This window comes from Paenibacillus sp. FSL H8-0457 (assembly GCF_038051935.1).
Classification (GTDB): domain Bacteria; phylum Bacillota; class Bacilli; order Paenibacillales; family Paenibacillaceae; genus Paenibacillus_AQ; species Paenibacillus_AQ lautus_A.
In genome coordinates this window covers 3,679,561-3,698,157 of sequence record NZ_CP150293.1, presented here as the reverse complement: position 1 = coordinate 3,698,157, position 18,597 = coordinate 3,679,561, and the positions used below count along the sequence as shown (strand labels likewise).

Here is an 18,597-nt window from a genome sequence, read left to right as displayed (position 1 = left end):
TTTCAAGAAAGGGGTTTAAAATGCCATGTGCCGAAATATCAAGACCTTATTCAATTTCGACCCGCCTGCGACGGATGAAGAAATTCAGGCTGCAGCGCTGCAATTCGCAAGGAAGCTCTCGGGGTTTAACCGTCCTTCCAAAGCGAACGAAGCGGCGTTTAACCAAGCGGTGCAAGAGTTTACCGTCGTTGCACGGCAACTGCTGGATTCTCTGGTGACTCAAGCCGAACCCCGCAATCGAGAGGTCGAGATCGCTCGGGCCCGGGAACGAGCCGCTAAGCGATTCGGGGAATCATAATCGGGTATAGACGGAAATGCATTAAAGGTACCTAGCTTTTTTGGAAACTCGATCGTTTTGACTCCTGAACGTAAAACGCTGTCGGAAGTATTGAAACTCCGCCTAAATCTTCATTGTTTCCACCGACAAAAGAGGACGTTTAACATGAAATGCCAGACGGGGGTTAATTGTTACCATTCGAGATCTCTCTCAAGTATTGTATGGGTGGGAGAATGTTATCAAGTTCTGTCGAGAGACAAGATCAAGGTCCCAAAGGAAGTCGCTTATTTAGCGACTTCCTTTGTTTTATAGGTACAAGTTCTTGTCCCGAGTCGAGGACAAGAACTTGTACCTATTACCGTAATGGACATGAAATTGGTCCGATTACCGATATGATGACTATCTAATCAGCTTGTTATTCTAAACATGATTTTGTATTATACGTGTTTTTTGATATCGTTGTCGCACATTATCACAGAGCTGCTGGGAACAATCAGTTTAAGCCACCCCAGATAAGTTGGAGGAAGTGCATGAAATGTTTAGGATCAGCGGCGATTCTCTCAGTGATCCCATCGCCCGGAAGCCTACGGACGACCAGTTGGAATGGTCCTGAAAAGTGGCTGCCGCGCAGAAACTGGTGAGTATGATTAATATGCCAAGGGTGTGGAGAGAAGACCGGACAAATAAGAAGTCTGATGGATGGAATTGGCCTGCGTTACTCGCCTATGACTCTTATCGATGGGGTAGTAAAGACCGGGCTCAAGGTGTGACGACCATTCGCTTTGGAGTCTTGAAAACCCTTGTTGTACTTGAATCTTAAGTATATTCTTGAAGAAGGGAGGTGGCCAGATGGAGAAGAAACGTTCCACCAAATATAACACACCAAAGGATTCACGTTTGCTTGAATCAGACAAAGAAATTCGTTTCGAGCTTCCTTACGAGACCGAATTTGAAAATTTATCTTATATCGGAGTCGTTTTATACGAAACATGGCATGTGCCCGGTCACCATCATGAACATTTTGAACTGTGTTATGTGGAAAGTGGGCAAGGGTGGTTTACGATAGACGGATCTTACTACACGGTTAGTCAGGGAGATCTTTTTATAACGAAACCAGGCGAAAGTCATCAGGGAGCTGCCGCTGGAGACTTGCCGTTTAGGTTGTATTACCTTGGCTTTAATCTCGAGCAGATGAGAAGCTTGGAAGTGGAATATTACAAAATCGGTTTTAATCGGGTGGAGAAGGACGATAATGGTCTCATAAAAAGCATATTCGATAACATTTTTGAAGAACTGCGCATGAAAATCTTTTTAAGTAAACCGATGGTACAAGGATTGTTTATCCAATTGCTTGTCTCCATAGCACGAATCTATAAGGCGGCTTCACCGGATGTAAGAGCCCTGCTGCACAATCATCTTAAGCAGGGGATTGCAATGCACCAAGAAATCACGGAGCTCATGATTCGCAAAAAATGGTTCCATCCTTACGAACTGAACGAACAGTACCAACTCGACCAGCTTTCAGCGAAAAATACAGTGATGATCGGACAGATGAATTTGTTCCCGGATGATACGTCGCGTAAAGGGATGTTTGATCGGACCCCAGATGAACATATTGGAGGACATAAAGCATGAAGGCGGTAACCTATCAAGGGATTAAAAATGTCGTGGTCAAAGAGGTGCCGGATCCGAAGATTGAAATTCACAAGCTTTGGAGAGGGCCCGGCAGCAATTGACCCAAGCAGAGGAATTTTTAGATCAAGCGCAAACTTCAGCAAATGCATTACGTCTGCCTGACCAACGATAAAACGGTTTTGGCACAGATAGGCTTGGCATAGAGTCTTCTTTTTCGGATACAGTAGAGTCAGGCTTACTAATGTCGAGGTATGGTCGTCTGTCTATATCCAGTATATCCCGATGAGATTTTCCGAACTTACGCCGATACTTTCCGCATGGGCAAATGACCTGCGTAGATGCTCAGAGGAACGTATTTGCCTTAGACACGGTGAGTTTCCGTCAAAAGGCTTCGGCTTTTGACGAAGCTTTTTGTTTTTTGAGCTGTCTCAGACATTTTCAAAAAACTTTATCGAAACCGGATATGATTAAGCAGTGGAGCTCAATTTATACAATTTGCCAGACATTGATCACTTTTTTGGGAAAAATCCCCTTTCAGTAGACAAGAGAAAAAAGACATCTGTTAAGATGGACTTAATCTTGCCTAACGAATGAAGGGGATTTTTTCATGGATAAAAAAGAAAAGGACAAGAACATGTGCCGATGTGTCCCAAGCTGATCCGTCTACCCAGTAACCGTGTCGCCAATCACATTTACCGTGGGGAATGGGGACAGCGTGTTTATGGAGCGCTTGCCGAAGGTAGGAGTCTGCTTGAAGCTGCGAACGTTCGTAAGACGGACCATCCGGGAGTGCGGCCCTCAGGTACCTTTCCGAGCATGAAGCTTTGGGATCACGGTGATTTTAAAGTATCATTTATATTGGCATTCACACTACTCTTTGAGGTAATAGTAGTGAATAATAAAAGTTATTCTCTTTCCCAGTTGTAGCCCTTAGTATTTCGTTGGTAATGGGGCGGGCTTACGCCTTTGGGCCTGGGAAAATTTATCAATTACGATAAGCGAGATTTATGTATAAGCCATCCTTTATTTCAAATTCTGCAAATCGATCGAGCCTGTTGATCTTGTTACCAATTATTACATACCTTATAATCTCATTATGTGACAATGCGTGCACAGTAAGAAAAAGAACAAATTCAAAAAGATAGGAAATCACCCATGAGAAAATTGCTAGTATGCACGTTAGCTATCATGCTAAGTTTAGCTGCGTTTACCCCCGCTATTTACGCTTCTGAAGTCCAAGTATCCGTGGATGGGCGTGATGTACAATTCCCGGATGAGCACCCATATGTCGATCAGAGATCCAACCTTACGATGGTTCCACTTGCTTTTTTATCCGACAAGCTTGGAGCTGCTACGAAATGGGACTCAAAATTAAAACAAATCACGATCTCGCTTAACCGTGACACTGTTATTTTGGTGATTGGCGATCATCATGCACTGGTGAACGGTAAAAGAGTAGACTTTGAAGGGTCGGCAGTGCTCAAAAACGGCCGCACGATGGTTCCGTTGCGTTTTATAAGTGAAGCCCTGCATGCTAATGTGGAGTGGCAGCCCACGCGCAATCTGGTGAGCATTATGACCTCCGTGGCCAATGTTCCGAAAGGAACATGGATATGGGACAGTCACATCATCAAACAGGATCAAGAGAAAATTATAAGCTTCGCAAAAATGAAGGGTGTGACATCTATTTACCTTCAGGTGAATAGAGATATCGATCCAGCGATATATGAAGGTTTTATACGAAAAGCCAAAAGCGAAGGAATTCAAGTGGAAGCACTTGAGGGGCGTCCCGAATGGGTCTATAAGTCTAAGCAGGAGGATATTCGAAAATTCATCACGTGGGTTAAAACCTATAATTCCTTTGTTGGCCCGGAAGCAAGTTTTACAGGACTGCATTTCGATATTGAACCTTATGCGCTAAGCGAATGGACAAAGGACAACAAGGCGATTATTGAAAGCTGGATGGACAATTTGAGACTGATCGAGAAAGAAACCAGAGGGAGCGGCTTGAAAATTGCTATCGATGTTCCGTATTGGCTGAATACGATTAATGTTCCGGGGAAGGATTACAGTATGAGCGCATGGATGCTCGAGAAGTTCGATTGCCTCGTCATAATGAATTATCGGAATCATGCATTAGGCAGCAATGGAATTGTGGGAAATGCGCAGGCCATGCTGAGAGAAGCATCCACTCTGAAGAAGAAAGTTGTTGTTGCTGTAGAAACGGTCAAAAGCACAGAGGGTCCGCGGGTCTCATTCTATTCCATGAGCAATGAAGTGATGGAAAAGGAGCTTCAAACTGCCCATAATCAATTGGCTCGCTACGCAAGCTATGCCGGCTTTGCCGTTCACGATTTTAAAAGCTGGCAGGACATGAAATAAGCAGCTGGTGTTTATCTAATTGTCAGACGTTTAAGTTGAAGGGCATCAATACGGCTTGCAGATCGGGGAGAACTTTACCGCATATGCCATAGCTCAGAGCACTCCCAAATAATTAAGCTAACGGTGTCGAGGGACAAGAACAGGATCCCATAGAAAGTCGCTATAATAGCGGCTTTTTTGTATTATCTGTATAAGTTTTACAATTTTAAATGAAGAAGGAGAAGTTGATGAAATTAGATTTTTCCCCATAGACGAACTACCATCTCCTGTCATATTTCACTGTACAAAGGATAAGAGATGCAGTCCATTTCCAAGGTAAGGTCTTTACGAGAAATACGTACGTAATTATGTAATAGGCGATACAAAAGGACATTAAAAAGAAAATGGCACCCTTTGGGTGCCGCTTGAGCGTGTTATGGTTTTAATAACTGTTATATTTTATCCGGGGGATTATGTCTTTAACACCGTCGAAGACGCTGAGTTTAAGGCTCAATTACTCAACACCGCCAGTTCAAGCAGGATCGGAGATCAGGTCGACTTCGGCAATCCTCACGTGACTACTCGTAAATTTAAGACTTCCTTTGCTTTCACCCCTCGAACCCGGTGACGTGCCCTGCTTGCAAGCTACCTTGTCTCGGCTTCCGATTTTCCTACAATAGTCTCCTTCCAAATGTATTTCTATTCAGAAGTATTTTCTAGTTAATCATCGTTGCTCCCTGTTTTGCAACCATTTAAACGTCCCAATGAAGCCTGCCAGTCCTATTAAAAATACTAGAAAATAACTGGTTTCTGCCAAGGGAAATGATGCGATGCCGTTTTCCTGCAAATGCAAAGCAGGTACAGACCAGGGGGGATACTTGCCAATGGCAGTGGGCCCGAATACCAATGCCAGCATTAAAGTTGTAAAAGCAAAGCCGATCGGCACCAGATAACCGCGCGATATACAGGCCAGTAGGGCAAGAGGGGCACTTAATAATAAGTGGAGAGCACCAATGATAAGTATCAGGAACAAATAATGTTGTACAATTGCAAACGAAAAGCCAGGAAGGCCAATAGCAAAACCAAGTACTAAGGCATAAGCAAAGCTGATCAACATCATTACAAATCACCAAAATATAATTGCGACATATTTGGCAATCGCTATTTTACCGCGCGATATAGGCAAAACGAGCAAATCCTTAAGCGTCCGATCAGAATACTCGCGGCCAAATGTCCAGCTTGTCACCAATCCAAACCCCAGCAACCGGTAACCCCTGTTGAGAAGCTAGAGCTTTCAGCATCTCCCTTATCTCGACAATTCCGGCTGGGTCAAGTGCATTAGTTGGCTCATCAAGAATCAGAACATCCGGCTTATGAATTAACGCTTTGGCCAATCCAAGTTTCTGCCCGTTACCGAGTGACAAATCTCTTGCCTTACTATCCGCATATTGGGTCAAATTCAATTGCTCCATAATTTCGTCAACTGCCCTCGGAACCGGTAATCCTCGCAACCTGGCCATCAAACTCAAGTTTTCCCTAACCGTAAAGTTAGGGTAGGCATAAGGAACTTCTACCATGTAACCTACTCGTTTCGACAAATCGGGATTCCCATTCGCCCAGCGCTGACCAAACAAATACACTTCTCCGGAAGAAGGCTTACTCATTCCGAGAAGAGCTCGGATGGTTGTCGTTTTTCCTGCGCCATTCAACCCCAGGAATCCATAAATTTCTCCTTTTTTAACAGAAATCGAAACGCGATCTACAATGACTTTATTTCCGTATTGCTTTGTCAGGTTAACGGTTCGAATAATTTCTTCCATAGTAACAGTCCTTCCATAACCTAAATTAAACGAATATAAGACTGGCAGCGATATGAGATGTTGTAAAAGAATTCCGCCGGCCTTGTCCAAATCAGTTTTAGCGATAAATGAAATTCAAGTAATTCAAGATCGATGCGGTATCATCAATGGAGGTACGCAGTGCGATGTAACCGTCGGGACGAATCAATACGAGTTCTTCGCTTGCCACATCGTAAATTCGATAGGCATTCCCTGCTGTGTCGATTATGCCTTCCGCTCCCTCCACATGCGATGGCAGGATGGAATGCACATGGAGTTCGTCGTAGGTGAAGTTCTCCAAAGAAAGATGATCTGTGCGGTTTACAAAAGCCAAAAGCGTCCAGTGTGGGCCGCGCAACAGGTCAAATACACTTCCTGCAAACCCTGTACCTTGCAGACCCTCGGCATTAGGAGCACGATCCCCGGGCAATGAACGGATAGCATTCGTTCGAGCAGACGGTTGGGTAAGCGAACTTGACCGATAGGAAATGAGAAGCCCGCTCGTCAGATCGTCGGATATGGTGCTCAAGGATTGGGATAACGCTCCGCGTTCAGTCGCCTTTCCTATTACATCGTGCATCTTCTTCGTGCTGTCCTCAAGCACGGCTTGAGCCACTGGGCGGCGCTCCTCATCGTATGTGTCGAGCAAGGCGGTGTCCGCTCCGTGTATGACAGTCTCCAGCTTCCAGCCGAGGTTGTACGCGTCCTGCATCCCCGTATTCATGCCTTGACCGCCGGCCGGCGAATGAACATGAGCAGCATCGCCGGCAAGGAAGACCCGGCCGTTGCGGTAGCATTCAACCATACGGACGTTCACCCGGTAGATGGAAAGCCAGGAAGCATCCGTGATCCGAACAAGTCCTGCCCCGGCCCGGCGGTCAAACATGGCTTGATACGCCTCTAGTGATGGCTGCTCAGGTTCTTCGATATCTGCCGGAATTGTAGCCTGCAGCTGCCAAATATCGGATTTCGGCAGTGGTGTCACCCCGACCATCCCCTCCGAAGATGTCCAGATATGAATATGATCGCGATCCAACCCTTCCAATCGTACATCGCCAAGATACCATCGCTCCTGATCGTGTGTTTTCCCAACCAGCGGTAAGTGAATAAACTTGCGGATATTGCTTTTGCCCCCGTCAGCGCCGACGACATAACAAGCGCGAATTTGCTCTTCTCCTTGAGGTGTATTCATGGTTACCGTCACACCATCCAAATCCTGTTCAAGCCCTACAGCTTCCACGCCCAACTCGACTTGACCGCCAAGCGCCGCATAGCGGCCGCGCAATGCTTTTTCCACATCATACTGAGCAATCCAGACCGGATCACGATAGGGTGTCTCCAGTTCGGCGCTGGCTGCAACGGTAATAGCAGGCTTGTCGACACTCCTGCCATCTGCGGTATAGTAACGAACAGGCAAATCCACAACACCTGTGTCCATAATGTAATGAACGGCCTCCAAATCATCGACGACCTCAAGCGAGCGGGGCTGGATTGCTTTGGCGCGAGACGCTGCGTTATATAAGGCGCTTCGTTCTATAATACGATGGTCGACGTTTCGACGGGCAAGGTCGCAGGCAAGTGTAAGCCCTGTTGGTCCGGCCCCGACAATGAGAACATCAACAAAAGACTGCACGGTTGTCATGGATAAAATCCTCCTTGATCATTGATTGTGATATGTTGCATTGATTATACTACACCGTGCAGTGTAGTTTGTAAAGTGGAACTCATTTTTGATAGTATACCTGTAGGGGGGAAACGTAAGCATGGATAATACGGAAAACAAAAAAATCCGCAAAGGCTCTTCAGACAAACGAGCTAAAATTATTGCAGCGGCACGGGATCTGTTTCTTTCAGATGGGTTTGATCGCTCCAGCGTCGATGCGGTCGCAGCTAAAGCGGGGGTTTCCAAGAGGACCGTTTATGATTATTATGGCGACAAACAGAACTTGCTGCTTGCTGTTGTGGAAGAAACCAGTCGGGCGGTTCTGGACATGATCAAGCAAGGGATATCAGACTACCTCTGGGAATTCGAGGATCTGGAGGAGGCGCTCATCTTATTCTGCGAACAATTCGTAGCTTCGGCGAACGGTTCGTCCGATTACAGTGCTTTGATCCGTCTGGTTACAATGGAAGCCGCCAACCTGCCAGCCTCGTTTTTAGAAAAGCTGGATAGCGCAACAGAAGAGGGGATTATCAGGAGGTTTACCGAGTTTGGACAAACCGGACTGCTCGATGTGCCAGATCCTGTAATGGCTACAAAGCACTTCGCTGCCTTAACGTTTTTATTGGTATTTGATCAACCGAGAAAAACCGGGACATTAGAGGAGGAACAACTAACCAAACGTATCATCACTGAAGGCGTACGCGTCTTTCTTTGCGCTTATGGAAAACGCACCGTTCAAAACGAAAATCAACCATCATACTGATTGGAATTTTGCTAAACGATAAAAGATTGGTAGGGCCACCAATTTAACGTAAATATACATTAAGGACGTGTGGGCATTTCAAAACTGATTTCCAAGTAAATGACCGCTAATGTTCAGAGAATGTTGGCGGATCCAATATAAAAACAGAGCGAAGTCCCATTTGGAGGGATCGCTCTGTTTTTTATGTCCGAAAGCGTGAGGTGATACAGATCTCGCCTGTCGCCGGTGTCGGCTGTGGCCCCTGCAGCTGTAATTTGTATGGAGTTAAAGTTAGTTTTGGTAAAGCTCAAGCTCGAACCGGGGTCAACCTTCAACTTTTATCGAGATTTTATTTTATATTGAACTTGTGAACAATTTAAGTACGTAAGGGAAGTATGGAAATCCACTGGACTTACAAGTGGTATCGTATGGAAAAGAATCTAGATTAACAATATACTAGCTATAACAGTTTATTGTTGAGGTGAATATTAAATGGATGAAGTCAATGAATCAAAACAAATTGTATTACAAATGGGCGGTGCCTTGAAAAAGTACAGAAAAGAAAAAAATATGAGCTTAGACGATTTAGCGGAAATAACGGGCGTAAGCAAACTTACTCTGGGGAATATCGAACGTGGCGAAACAAATCCAACTTTAGCGATTATTTGGAAAATTTCAAAAGGCATATCTTTACCGCTATTTGCTTTGTTCAAATCAGAGAACCCTGTTAGTTTGTATCGAGCAGGCGAAGGACTACGGTTTTCTAATGATGAAAAAAATTGGATCATTGAACCAGTCTTTAAAAGCAACGATATGGAAATGTGTCGGGCATACCTACAGCCAAATAGCTCGTATTACCCTGAAGGTCATCATGTGAATACAACTGAAATCGCGACAGTAATGACTGGCTCCATTGAAATTCAAGTCAATGAAGAGATTTATACATTGAATCAATATGATACGATCAGTTTTCGTGCAGATTGTCCTCATTCTTATACCAATCATACGAATAGCGAAACAGTGCTCCATATATCCTTAAAATATGGTTTCTAAAAGTCTATAAATTCTACTTATTAAATACAACTCCGAATTCATGGCGGGAATTCAGAGTTGTTTTTTTATTGTCAGATGAGATTTGGTATATTTCAAAATATTTATTGTTAAATTTAATATATTATAATATACTTTTGTTGTTCGCGCGAATGTTATAGCAAAATTTTTTCAATCAGCAGGTAGCAAATAATACGTAAGAATTCAGGAAGGAGAAGTGAAGAATGCCGAACAAACCAAAAAACGTACCGTCCTCTATAGGGCTGATTATTCTCGGCATTATTGTTATCGCAGCTAATTTACGTACTCCCTTAACCTCAGTCGGTCCTTTAGTGAGTTTTATAAGGGATGACGTTCATATTTCAAATACATTAGCAGGCCTGATCACAACGGTACCCTTGCTTGCCTTTGCTTTATTATCGCCTCTAGTACCTAAGTTAGGACGAAGATATGGGGTTGAGCGTATCATTTTGATTGCCCTAATCTTTCTGACTGTTGGTATTGTAATACGATCTTTATCTGGCGCAGTTAATCTGTTTATTGGAACAGCAGTTCTTGGATTCGCCATTGCCATATGTAATGTATTATTGCCAAGTATAATCAAACGGGATTTCCCAAATAAAATTGGCTCCATGACAGGAGTTTACTCCATTTCAATGAATTTATGTGGAGCAATCGCATCGGGAATCAGTGTACCGCTAGCCGTGAACGCAGGGCTAAAATGGCAGGGAGCATTGGGAATATGGGGGATTCTAAGCTTTGTATCGATCCTCTGTTGGTTACCCCAATTAAGAAATCAAGCGAATCAAACAGCCAAGACAAGTCAAAAGATGGTCAGCAACGATGTGAATGTTTGGCGATCCCCGCTTGCTTGGCAAGTAACCTTGTTTATGGGTATACAGTCTATGGTTTTCTATGTATTGATCGCATGGTTGCCTGAAATTTTAAAGCAGCAAGGAATTGACTCCAACCAATCTGGATGGTTCCTCTCGATCATGCAGTTAGCGATGCTTCCATTTACCTTTATTGTCCCTGTTATTGCCGGGCGTATGTCTAGCCAACGATTGTTAGTGGTCATCACAACCGTTTTGCTTTTGACGGGGACGCTCGGACTTCTTTACGGAAGCTCCAATGTCATTCTGTTGTGGATCATCATACTCGGAATTGGTGGAGGCTTCGCTTTTAGTTTGGCCATGATGTTTTTCGGGTTACGCACTGAAAATGCGCATCAAGCAGCGGAACTGTCTGGCATGGCCCAATCGGTCGGATATCTTCTTGCCGCAATCGGTCCAGCCCTTATAGGATATCTGCACGATGCAACAAATAGTTGGAACCTGCCACTTTTCATTCTTCTTGGGGCTTCGGTCTTACTCTTTTTAGTTGGTATAGGAGCAGCGAGTAATCGTGTTGTAGGTAGTCGAGATGGTTACGAACTGCCACGGAAAGGATGATAACTATGTTTGACAAAATTATGGTGGCCATTGATAAATCTGAAATAACGGACAAACTCCTTGATGCAACCGTTGAAATAGCCCAAAATAAACAAACTCAAGTTACCTTGGTTCATGTCAGCCAGGATTATGTGGCAAATGGCATGACATATGTACCAGAGAATTTTTTGGAAGACATACTGAACGAAATGGAAAAAGCGAGTTGGGAACTGTTGCACCAAGCCAAATCTAAATTAAAGTCTGCGGGGATTAACCCGGAAACAATTCATCTAAAGGGAGATCCTGGGCATGAAATATTGAATTATGCAAGGGATACCGAGCAGCAACTTATTATTATCGGAAGCCGTGGGCTAAGGGGCGTAAAAGAAATGATGCTTGGAAGTGTCAGCCACAAGGTTTCACAGCTATCAAGTTGCCCAGTCCTCATTGTACATTAACTCCTTTGGGAACTGCTGAGATGCGCACTCGAAGAAATGCGAAATGCTATTAATAATATGGATAAATATGACACAAAGTTTACCATTTTGGTCGGAGTTAATGACACTAAATCACCCCTTTGGGATGATCCTGAGTTTGCTCGCCTATGACTCCGCAAGCGTGCTGCTCCTCGTGGTGACCTGCAAGAACTTCGCTAGCAACATTAAAGCATACCACAGTTGACTGCTTCCCGTTCTCTCGGTATGGAACATTGCGTCATCCTTGTTCTTGGCATGCGCAACGCTTGATCGTAAAGTTGAAGTGTAACGAATCATAAAACTTAACCTTTGGGAAACTGTCGTCACGGCAGTTTCCTCTTTTTTTGTATTGGGGGTCGATGACTGCGCCAAAACTCCGAGGCAGGTTGTCGGAGATATAGGTTAACATACGATTCGTTTCACTTAAATTTCACCTCTTGTTCACCAAAATAAAAATTCGAGGAATTGTCTGGCTGAATTCGAATAACCCTTGGTATACAAGCGTTTATGCAAGAATACGAGCATGTTCAAAAATATATTAAAGCGGTTACAAAAAAATCTTGACGATGTCATTTTTCTCCATTATGATAGCGTTAAGTGAAACGTTTCAATTGATTTATATAAGTATGAGAGAAGAAGGAGTCACGTGAATGGCAACTATGAAGGATGTAGCCAAAGCGGCGGGGGTATCCTTGTCGACCGCATCATACGCGATCAACGGCAGCAGCAAGATCAGCGAAGCGACAAGAGCGAAGGTCATAGAAGCGGCCAAACAGTTGAATTATCAAAAGAACGGTTTGGCGACTGACCTGAAGCGGAGCAGCACGAAGACGATTGCGCTGATTTTAAGCGACATGTCCGGTCCGTATTATTCGGAGTTGATCCGAGGGGTGCAAGAAGTCGCGCTCGAGAACGGTTACGACCTTATTGCCTGCAGTTCGTTCGGCGGCAACGAATCGACCGCGATTAAATTTCTGAGAGAGAAGCGAGTAGACGGCGTCATCATCTCGGAACACAATCTCCATGACGAAGCGATTTTGCAATCCGCACGCAAAGGCTTCCCGATCGTCGTGCTTGACCGGTACCTCAAGGGCGATTATATCTACAATGTTCTTGTCGATAACGAGAAAGGCGGCTATATGGCGACGGAGCTGCTGATCAAGAACGGCTGCAAGCAAATCGCGTACATCAGCAGTTCAAGCAATTCCTATGATCACAAGCTGCGTTACAAAGGGTATTTGCAAGCTTTAAGCGATTACAATCTCGCATGCACATCCAACTTGAATATCAACGGAAGATTTACGATCGATGGCGGCTATATGGCAACGAAATTGCTGATCGGCCAGCGCCAGCTCCCGGATGCGATTTTTTATGCGAACGACGAGATGGCGGCAGGCGGCATTAAAGCTTTCCAAGAGGCCGGTATCCGGGTTCCCGACGATATTTCGATCGTCGGCTTCGACGATATTTTCCTCGCCGAGCACATGAACCCGCCGCTCACGACAATCCGTCAGCCCAAGTACGAGATCGGCTCGCTAGCTGCCCACCTGATTGTGCAGCTATTGGACGGCCTCGAGCTTGAGCATGAGTATGTACTGTCGACGGAGCTGGTCGTGCGAAGATCCTGCAAGCTTCGCTACTAGGCCTTCGCAAAGTTAAAGTGAAAGCGTTGCCATTATCCAAGACCCGGTTTGAGCGCCGTACGCTTTTCACGGAAGGCGATGGAAAATAAACAACAATAATCAAAAGAGAGGGATCAGTATGAAGAAAACCGTTGTATTCGCTCTTATTCTTACGCTGCTGGTCGCACTGTTAAGCGGTTGTTCGTCGAGCAAGACCGACAACGCAACGGAGCCGAACCAAGGGCAGAACCAGGAACAAACGAATAAGCCTGGCGATGATGCAAATGTCGGCTCGGGCGAGAAGATTGTGATCAATTATGTGAACTGGAACCTCGGCACCGAAGCCGAAAACAACATTGAAAGAAAAATGATCGCGGCGTTCGAAGAAGCTCATCCGAACATCGATATCCAGCTGGACGAATCGTTCGACTATTCGAAATACGGCGATTCCCTGGCGGCTGCAGCAGCTGCGGGCAAATTGCCCGACGTCATGATGCTTCCAAACATTCCGTTTGGCTTGTCGAACGAATGGCTGCTCAACCTTGAGACAATCGCTGCATCCGATCCGGAGTGGGCAAACATTCCGAAGGCGCTCGAGAACGCCACGCATTACGGCAGCGGAATCTACGCAGTTCCTGCGGGAATGTTCTTCCAGGGTTACTTCATCAATCAAGACTTGTTTGAGCAAGCAAACCTGCCGGAGCTGAACTATTCTCCGACTTGGGATGAATTCCTGAACGCGGTAAAAACGCTGAACAATCCTTCGGAAGACGTTCTCGGATTGTCCGAAGCGGTTCAAATTCCGGACTGGTACCCGGCCTCCGTGAATTCGCAGCTCGGCTGGTTCACATGGGACGGACAGCAGTATCACTTGAACGACCCGGTGTTTATCGAAGGCGTGAACAAGGCGAAGGAAATTATGCAAGGCAAATACACGTTCGACAGCCTGACCGAAGACGAAAAAGCGAAGTACAATGCCACCTGGCACGGCGATGTGTGGAATCAAGGAAAGGTCGCAGTCCGGTGGGAAGGCACATGGGCAACGAAGGATTTCAGCAACCTGAATTTCAAATCCAAGTTTATCGGCATCCCTGGCGGCAAATTTATTTTGATCGGCGATTTCATCGGTATTTCGAAGAGCACCGAGCACCAACAAGAAGCATACGAATTCGCTAAATATATGACGTTCGGCAAAGACGGCATTTTGAAGCGCATGGAGCTGAACACGGACGGATCCTATACATCTCTGCCGATGACGACGGACCAAAGCATCCTTGATCAATATTTCGCTAACGGCGGCTATGAGGGATTGAAGGAGGCTTACGATAACATCGACAACGCGATTTTGGAGGGCGTCAAGTTCATTCCGGGCGTTGTAAGATCTAGATGGGAAGCGCCAACCGGCGTCAAAGTCGGCGACAAGGAAAACGCCAACCTCGGCGATTTGATTCTTGACAGCATTAAGGGAGGTACGAAGATCGAAGATTACGCGGAGCAAATCAATAAGCTTGCGAACGATGAATACAAGGCAGCAGCCGACGCAATCTCCGCTTTGACGCAGTAACCTACGACCGGTGGCCAGAGGAGGTAGAATCCATGTTAAGGCGTAGAGGAGCCAAGATCACCTTCAGCTTGATCTTGATTGGAATCATCATGATCTCAGGCATCAGCGGCTTCATTAGCAGAGGGAATGGTGATGCCGATTCCAATTCCAATATGGTCAATAACCGCAGTTCTGCCTCTCTGGATCAAAGGGAGAAAGAAGGAATGATTCCGGCCGACGGGGGATCCTTCAGGATCGCCCCATCCCGTTTTATAGCCGATTCCAACTTACCGATTCTTGCCAGAGAGGCTGCCTACGGTTACGATGACGGCGCGATTCACCTGAAGAAGGGCGACTCCTTCGCAGCCGAAATTGAAGTTCCGAAGGAAGGCGAGTATACCCTGTCATTCGATTATTTTATTCTTGCCGAAGGATTGCAATCTACGGAATACAGCATTCAAGTAAACGGAAAATCCCCTGCTCTGGAAGCCAATCGATTTGTTCTCCCGCCGCTGTGGAAAAGCAACACGGACACGTTTCCGAAGGACCGCTATGGCAACGAAGTGATGCCGACGCAGGTGCGGGCGGACGAGTGGCAGACGATTGAATTCGCAGATCCGAACCGGATGAATCCGGAGCCGATCAAGATCAAGCTGAACAAAGGGAAAAACATCATTAAATTTACATTAATGAACGGAGAATTGTTAAACGGCAGCATTACCGTTGCAGTTCCGGCTGCATTGCCGTCGTATTCGCAATATGCCGCACAGCACATCGATAAGACAGAAGCGAAGTCGGCGATGATTGTGAAGGAAGCGGAAAAACCCGATTTCAAAAACGATACGACGATCAACCCGCTGCCAAGCAGAAACTTGGGAGTAAGCCCTTATGCGACGAACCTGCTGCTGCTCAACACGCTTGGCGGAAAAACGTGGGATATATCGGGCCAAACGGTTTATTACGACATCCATGTGGAACACGACGGCCTGTACCAAATCGGTGTTAAATATAAGCAAGAGGACAAACCGAATTCCCGAGTGTTCCGAACCTTTACGATCGACGGGCAAATTCCCTTCGCGGAAGCGAAGCAGTATCCTTTCGAGTATTCGACTTCATGGAAGACCGAAGTGCTGCAAGGAGCTGAAGGCCCTTATCTGTTTTACTTAAACAAAGGAAAGCATCGAATCGGGATTATGGCGGATGCGAGCCCCTATTTCGATGTGATGCAATTGCTGCAGCATTCCATTAAACAGACCAATGATCTGACATTGGATATCCGCAAATTAGTGGGCAACGACGTGGATCAGAATCGGGAGTGGGAGATTACGGAGCACTTCCCGACTATTCAGGGAGATATACTAGATATAGCGAAAGCTCTTAGTCAAGAGTATGAGAAGGTGGTCATGCTGAACGGCGGCGTAGACAGCTCCAAGGGCCTGACTGCAATGAAGATGGCGGTGGGCAGCCTGGAGAAGCTGGCGGCCGAGCCGAACCAAATTCCGCGTAAGCTGAATGAGCTGAACGGCGGGGCCGGTTCCGTGACGCAGAACTTGTCGAATGCGATCACCGATTTCGAAATGCAGCCCCTAACGGTAGACCAATTGTACATTTCGAACAAAGACGCTTCTTACCCGGAGCATAAAGCCTCTTGGGCTAGCTCCGTATATGAAAGCACAAAACAGTTCTTCCATACGTTCCGGTCGCCGAAACGGCAGGACAACGACGATGGAGTAACGTTGAACGTCTGGATGAACCGGCCTAGAAACTATATGGAGCTCCTGCAGCGAATGGTGGATGAACAGTTTACGCCGAAGACGGGCATCAAGGTGAATTTCTCGACATTGCCTAACGAGCAGCGGCTTACGCTTGCCGCCTCATCCGGAATTGCCCCCGACTTGGCTCTCGGAATCAGTAACAATATTCCATTCGATTTGGGCTTCCGGGGCGCAGCGCTCGATCTAAAGCAATTTGACGACTTCGGCCAAGTGATCGAGCCGTTCTCGCCCGGGGCGCTGCTGCCGCTCATCGTCAATGACGAATTATACGGTGTTCCTGAAACGCAAGATTTTTACGTACTGTTCTATCGGAAGGATATATTGGATTCGCTCAACATTCCTGTGCCGGATACATGGGACGACGTCATCGAAATCATGCCGGAGCTGCAGCGGTATGGCATGAATTTCTATTCGCCGATCGCCGGCGCGACGGGAATGAAACCGTTCATGGCTACCGCGCCTTTCATTTATCAAGCGGGCGGGGATATATTCGGGAAGGACGCCTTTGAGACGGGAATCGACAGCAAGGAGTCGCTGAAAGGCATAGAGCTGATGACGAATTTGTTCAAGCTGTATGGTTTGCAGATGCAGGTTCCCGTATTTTATGAGCACTTCCGTTCCGGAAAAATGCCTCTGGGCGTCAGTAATTTCGCTACGTATATTCAAATGCAAGTGGCGGCCCCTGAACTGAAAGGCTCGTGGAAAATCGCTCCCGCGCCAGGGATTAAGCGCAACGGGGTGACGGAACGATGGGAGCCGGGTTCGGCGCAAGTGTCGATGATCTTCAAGAGCACCAAGTATCCTGACGAAGCCTGGCAATTTTTAAAATGGTGGATTTCAACGGAGACGCAGGTGCACTTTGCAAACCAGCTGCAAACGTTGTACGGCAAAGAGTATCTGTGGAATACCGCAAATAATGAAGCCTTCTCACAACTGTATTGGCCGGAAGAAGACAAACAGGTCGTTCTTGAGCAATGGAAATGGCTCAAGGAAGTGCCTAAGTCGCCGAGCGCCTATTTAATCGAACGCGAATTGAGCAACATTTGGACCAAGGTTGTTTTCGACGGGGAAAATATCCGTTCAGCCGTGGAAGACGCAGTGAACGAGATCGACAAGGAAACTGCAAGAAAGATGGAAGAGTTCGGTTATATGAAACAGGGCAAGGTTGTCGCTCCTTACCGTATCGCAACCATCGAGGATGTAGAAAGTTGGGTGAGAGGAAGAGATGGAAACTAAGTCCGATACAGCAGCGCTGCCCCGAATCGACGGGATGCCACAAACCCGCAGCAAATTTAAGAAATGGAGAGAAAAGGAAGGCTCTGCCTACCTTTTCCTCGCTCCCTATTTATTGCTTTTCTTTGTCTTTATCGTGCTTCCCGTTATATTTGCGGTCGGGCTCTCCTTCACGAGCTTTAACGCCATTCAAATGCCGAAATTTATGGGTCTCAAAAATTATATCGATCTATTTATGAGAGATAGCGTGTTTATGCAGTACGTACTGCCGAACACATTGAAGTTTTCGCTCATCGTGGGCCCGATCTCGTATATTTTATCGTTCCTCCTCGCTTGGATGCTGGCGCAAATTCAGCGCGGTCCGAGAACGGTGCTCGCCTTGCTCATCTATTCGCCGTCCCTTACGATGGGCGTCGCGATGGCGGTCGTATGGAAGACGATATTCAGCGGAGACCCGACGGGCTATATTAACAGCTTGCTGCTCCGCAACGGCTTTATCACGCAGCCGATCCAATGGCTTCAATCGCCCGAATATTTACTGCCGATCATGATGGTCGTCACGATTTGGAGCAGTATGGGCATCGGGTTTTTGGCGATGCTCGCAGGCGTCTTGAACATCAATTCGGAGATGTATGAGGCGGGATATATCGACGGGATATCGAACCGCTTTCAAGAAATCGTTCATATTACGATTCCGTCCATGAAGCCGCAAATGCTGTTCGGTGCCGTCATGGCGGTCGTTAACACATTTCAAGCAGGGCTCATCGGGGTTCAGCTGTCGGGTACGAACCCGACGCCGTCGTATGCCGGACAGTTGATCGTCAATCACATTGAGGATTATGGCTTTATCCGCTACGAGATGGGTTATGCTTCGGCCATTTCCACCGTTCTTCTCCTGGTGATTTGGCTTTGCTCGAAGATCGTATGGAAAATGTTCGCCGAGAAAGAGTAG

At 46.3% G+C, this 18,597-nt stretch carries 14 protein-coding genes and 3 pseudogenes; 13 read left to right on the top strand and 4 right to left on the bottom strand.

Going from position 1 to position 18,597, the window contains the following annotated elements; all coding sequences use genetic code 11:
- Positions 1-25 precede the first annotated feature (25 nt).
- From MHI43_RS16280 to MHI43_RS16260, 5 genes and pseudogenes are all read left to right on the top strand, one after another.
- The gene (locus tag MHI43_RS16280) at positions 26-298 is read left to right on the top strand and encodes a DUF2277 domain-containing protein (RefSeq protein WP_015735421.1); all 273 of its coding nucleotides are present in this window, start codon (positions 26-28) and stop codon (positions 296-298) included.
- A gap of 828 nt (positions 299-1,126) precedes the next feature.
- Positions 1,127-1,513: pseudogene (locus MHI43_RS16275) on the top strand (AraC family ligand binding domain-containing protein); the annotation flags it as partial.
- 144 nt (positions 1,514-1,657) lie between these two features.
- Positions 1,658-1,912 (top strand): annotated as a pseudogene (locus MHI43_RS16270) (spore coat protein); the annotation flags it as partial.
- Positions 1,909-1,977: pseudogene (locus MHI43_RS16265) on the top strand (hypothetical protein); the annotation flags it as partial. The pseudogenes MHI43_RS16270 and MHI43_RS16265, both read left to right, overlap by 4 nt.
- Positions 1,978-3,067: 1,090 nt before the next feature.
- Positions 3,068-4,294 carry a copper amine oxidase N-terminal domain-containing protein gene (locus MHI43_RS16260; RefSeq protein ID WP_015735418.1) on the top strand — a complete coding sequence of 409 codons (1,227 nt, stop codon included), beginning with the start codon at positions 3,068-3,070 and terminating at the stop codon, positions 4,292-4,294.
- A 703-nt stretch (positions 4,295-4,997) separates the two neighbouring features.
- Here the strand turns inward: MHI43_RS16260 and MHI43_RS16255 are convergent.
- The 4 genes from MHI43_RS16255 to MHI43_RS16240 form a co-directional block, all read right to left on the bottom strand.
- Positions 4,998-5,393, bottom strand: a complete 396-nt coding sequence (locus MHI43_RS16255) for a hypothetical protein (RefSeq protein ID WP_235201636.1) — start codon at positions 5,391-5,393, stop codon at positions 4,998-5,000.
- Between the two features lie 6 nt (positions 5,394-5,399).
- On the bottom strand, positions 5,400-5,519 hold the full coding sequence (locus tag MHI43_RS16250) for an ABC transporter permease (protein WP_235201635.1): 120 nt from the start codon (positions 5,517-5,519) through the stop codon (positions 5,400-5,402).
- Positions 5,485-6,093 carry an ABC transporter ATP-binding protein gene (locus tag MHI43_RS16245; RefSeq protein WP_235201634.1) on the bottom strand — a complete coding sequence of 203 codons (609 nt, stop codon included), beginning with the start codon at positions 6,091-6,093 and terminating at the stop codon, positions 5,485-5,487. The genes MHI43_RS16250 and MHI43_RS16245 overlap by 35 nt, the downstream gene beginning before the upstream one ends.
- Positions 6,094-6,190: 97 nt before the next feature.
- Positions 6,191-7,753 (bottom strand): FAD-dependent monooxygenase, encoded by a 1,563-nt coding sequence (locus MHI43_RS16240; protein WP_036660490.1) that lies wholly within the window; start codon positions 7,751-7,753, stop codon positions 6,191-6,193.
- 121 nt (positions 7,754-7,874) lie between these two features.
- Between MHI43_RS16240 and MHI43_RS16235 the strand changes: the two genes are divergently transcribed.
- The 8 genes from MHI43_RS16235 to MHI43_RS16200 all read left to right on the top strand — a co-directional run bounded on the left by MHI43_RS16235 (position 7,875) and on the right by MHI43_RS16200 (position 18,597).
- A complete protein-coding gene (locus MHI43_RS16235) occupies positions 7,875-8,537 on the top strand; it encodes a TetR/AcrR family transcriptional regulator (RefSeq protein ID WP_015735414.1) in 663 nt (220 codons plus the stop codon).
- Positions 8,538-9,008: 471 nt separating this feature from the next.
- Positions 9,009-9,569 carry an XRE family transcriptional regulator gene (locus MHI43_RS16230; RefSeq protein ID WP_015735413.1) on the top strand — a complete coding sequence of 187 codons (561 nt, stop codon included), beginning with the start codon at positions 9,009-9,011 and terminating at the stop codon, positions 9,567-9,569.
- A 221-nt stretch (positions 9,570-9,790) separates the two neighbouring features.
- The gene (locus tag MHI43_RS16225; protein ID WP_036660486.1) at positions 9,791-11,017 is read left to right on the top strand and encodes an MFS transporter; all 1,227 of its coding nucleotides are present in this window, start codon (positions 9,791-9,793) and stop codon (positions 11,015-11,017) included.
- A gap of 5 nt (positions 11,018-11,022) precedes the next feature.
- Positions 11,023-11,454, top strand: coding sequence for a universal stress protein (locus MHI43_RS16220; protein WP_036660483.1), 432 nt, complete (start codon positions 11,023-11,025; stop codon positions 11,452-11,454).
- Positions 11,455-12,122: 668 nt separating this feature from the next.
- The gene (locus MHI43_RS16215; protein ID WP_341283130.1) at positions 12,123-13,115 is read left to right on the top strand and encodes a LacI family DNA-binding transcriptional regulator; all 993 of its coding nucleotides are present in this window, start codon (positions 12,123-12,125) and stop codon (positions 13,113-13,115) included.
- Positions 13,116-13,233: 118 nt separating this feature from the next.
- A complete protein-coding gene (locus tag MHI43_RS16210; protein ID WP_015735409.1) occupies positions 13,234-14,658 on the top strand; it encodes an extracellular solute-binding protein in 1,425 nt (474 codons plus the stop codon).
- Between the two features lie 32 nt (positions 14,659-14,690).
- Entirely contained in the window at positions 14,691-17,648 is a 2,958-nt protein-coding gene (locus MHI43_RS16205; RefSeq protein ID WP_036660453.1) for an extracellular solute-binding protein, read from the top strand.
- Positions 17,638-18,597: a sugar ABC transporter permease gene (locus MHI43_RS16200; RefSeq protein WP_015735407.1), complete on the top strand. Its 960-nt coding sequence runs from the start codon at positions 17,638-17,640 to the stop codon at positions 18,595-18,597. The genes MHI43_RS16205 and MHI43_RS16200 overlap by 11 nt, the downstream gene beginning before the upstream one ends.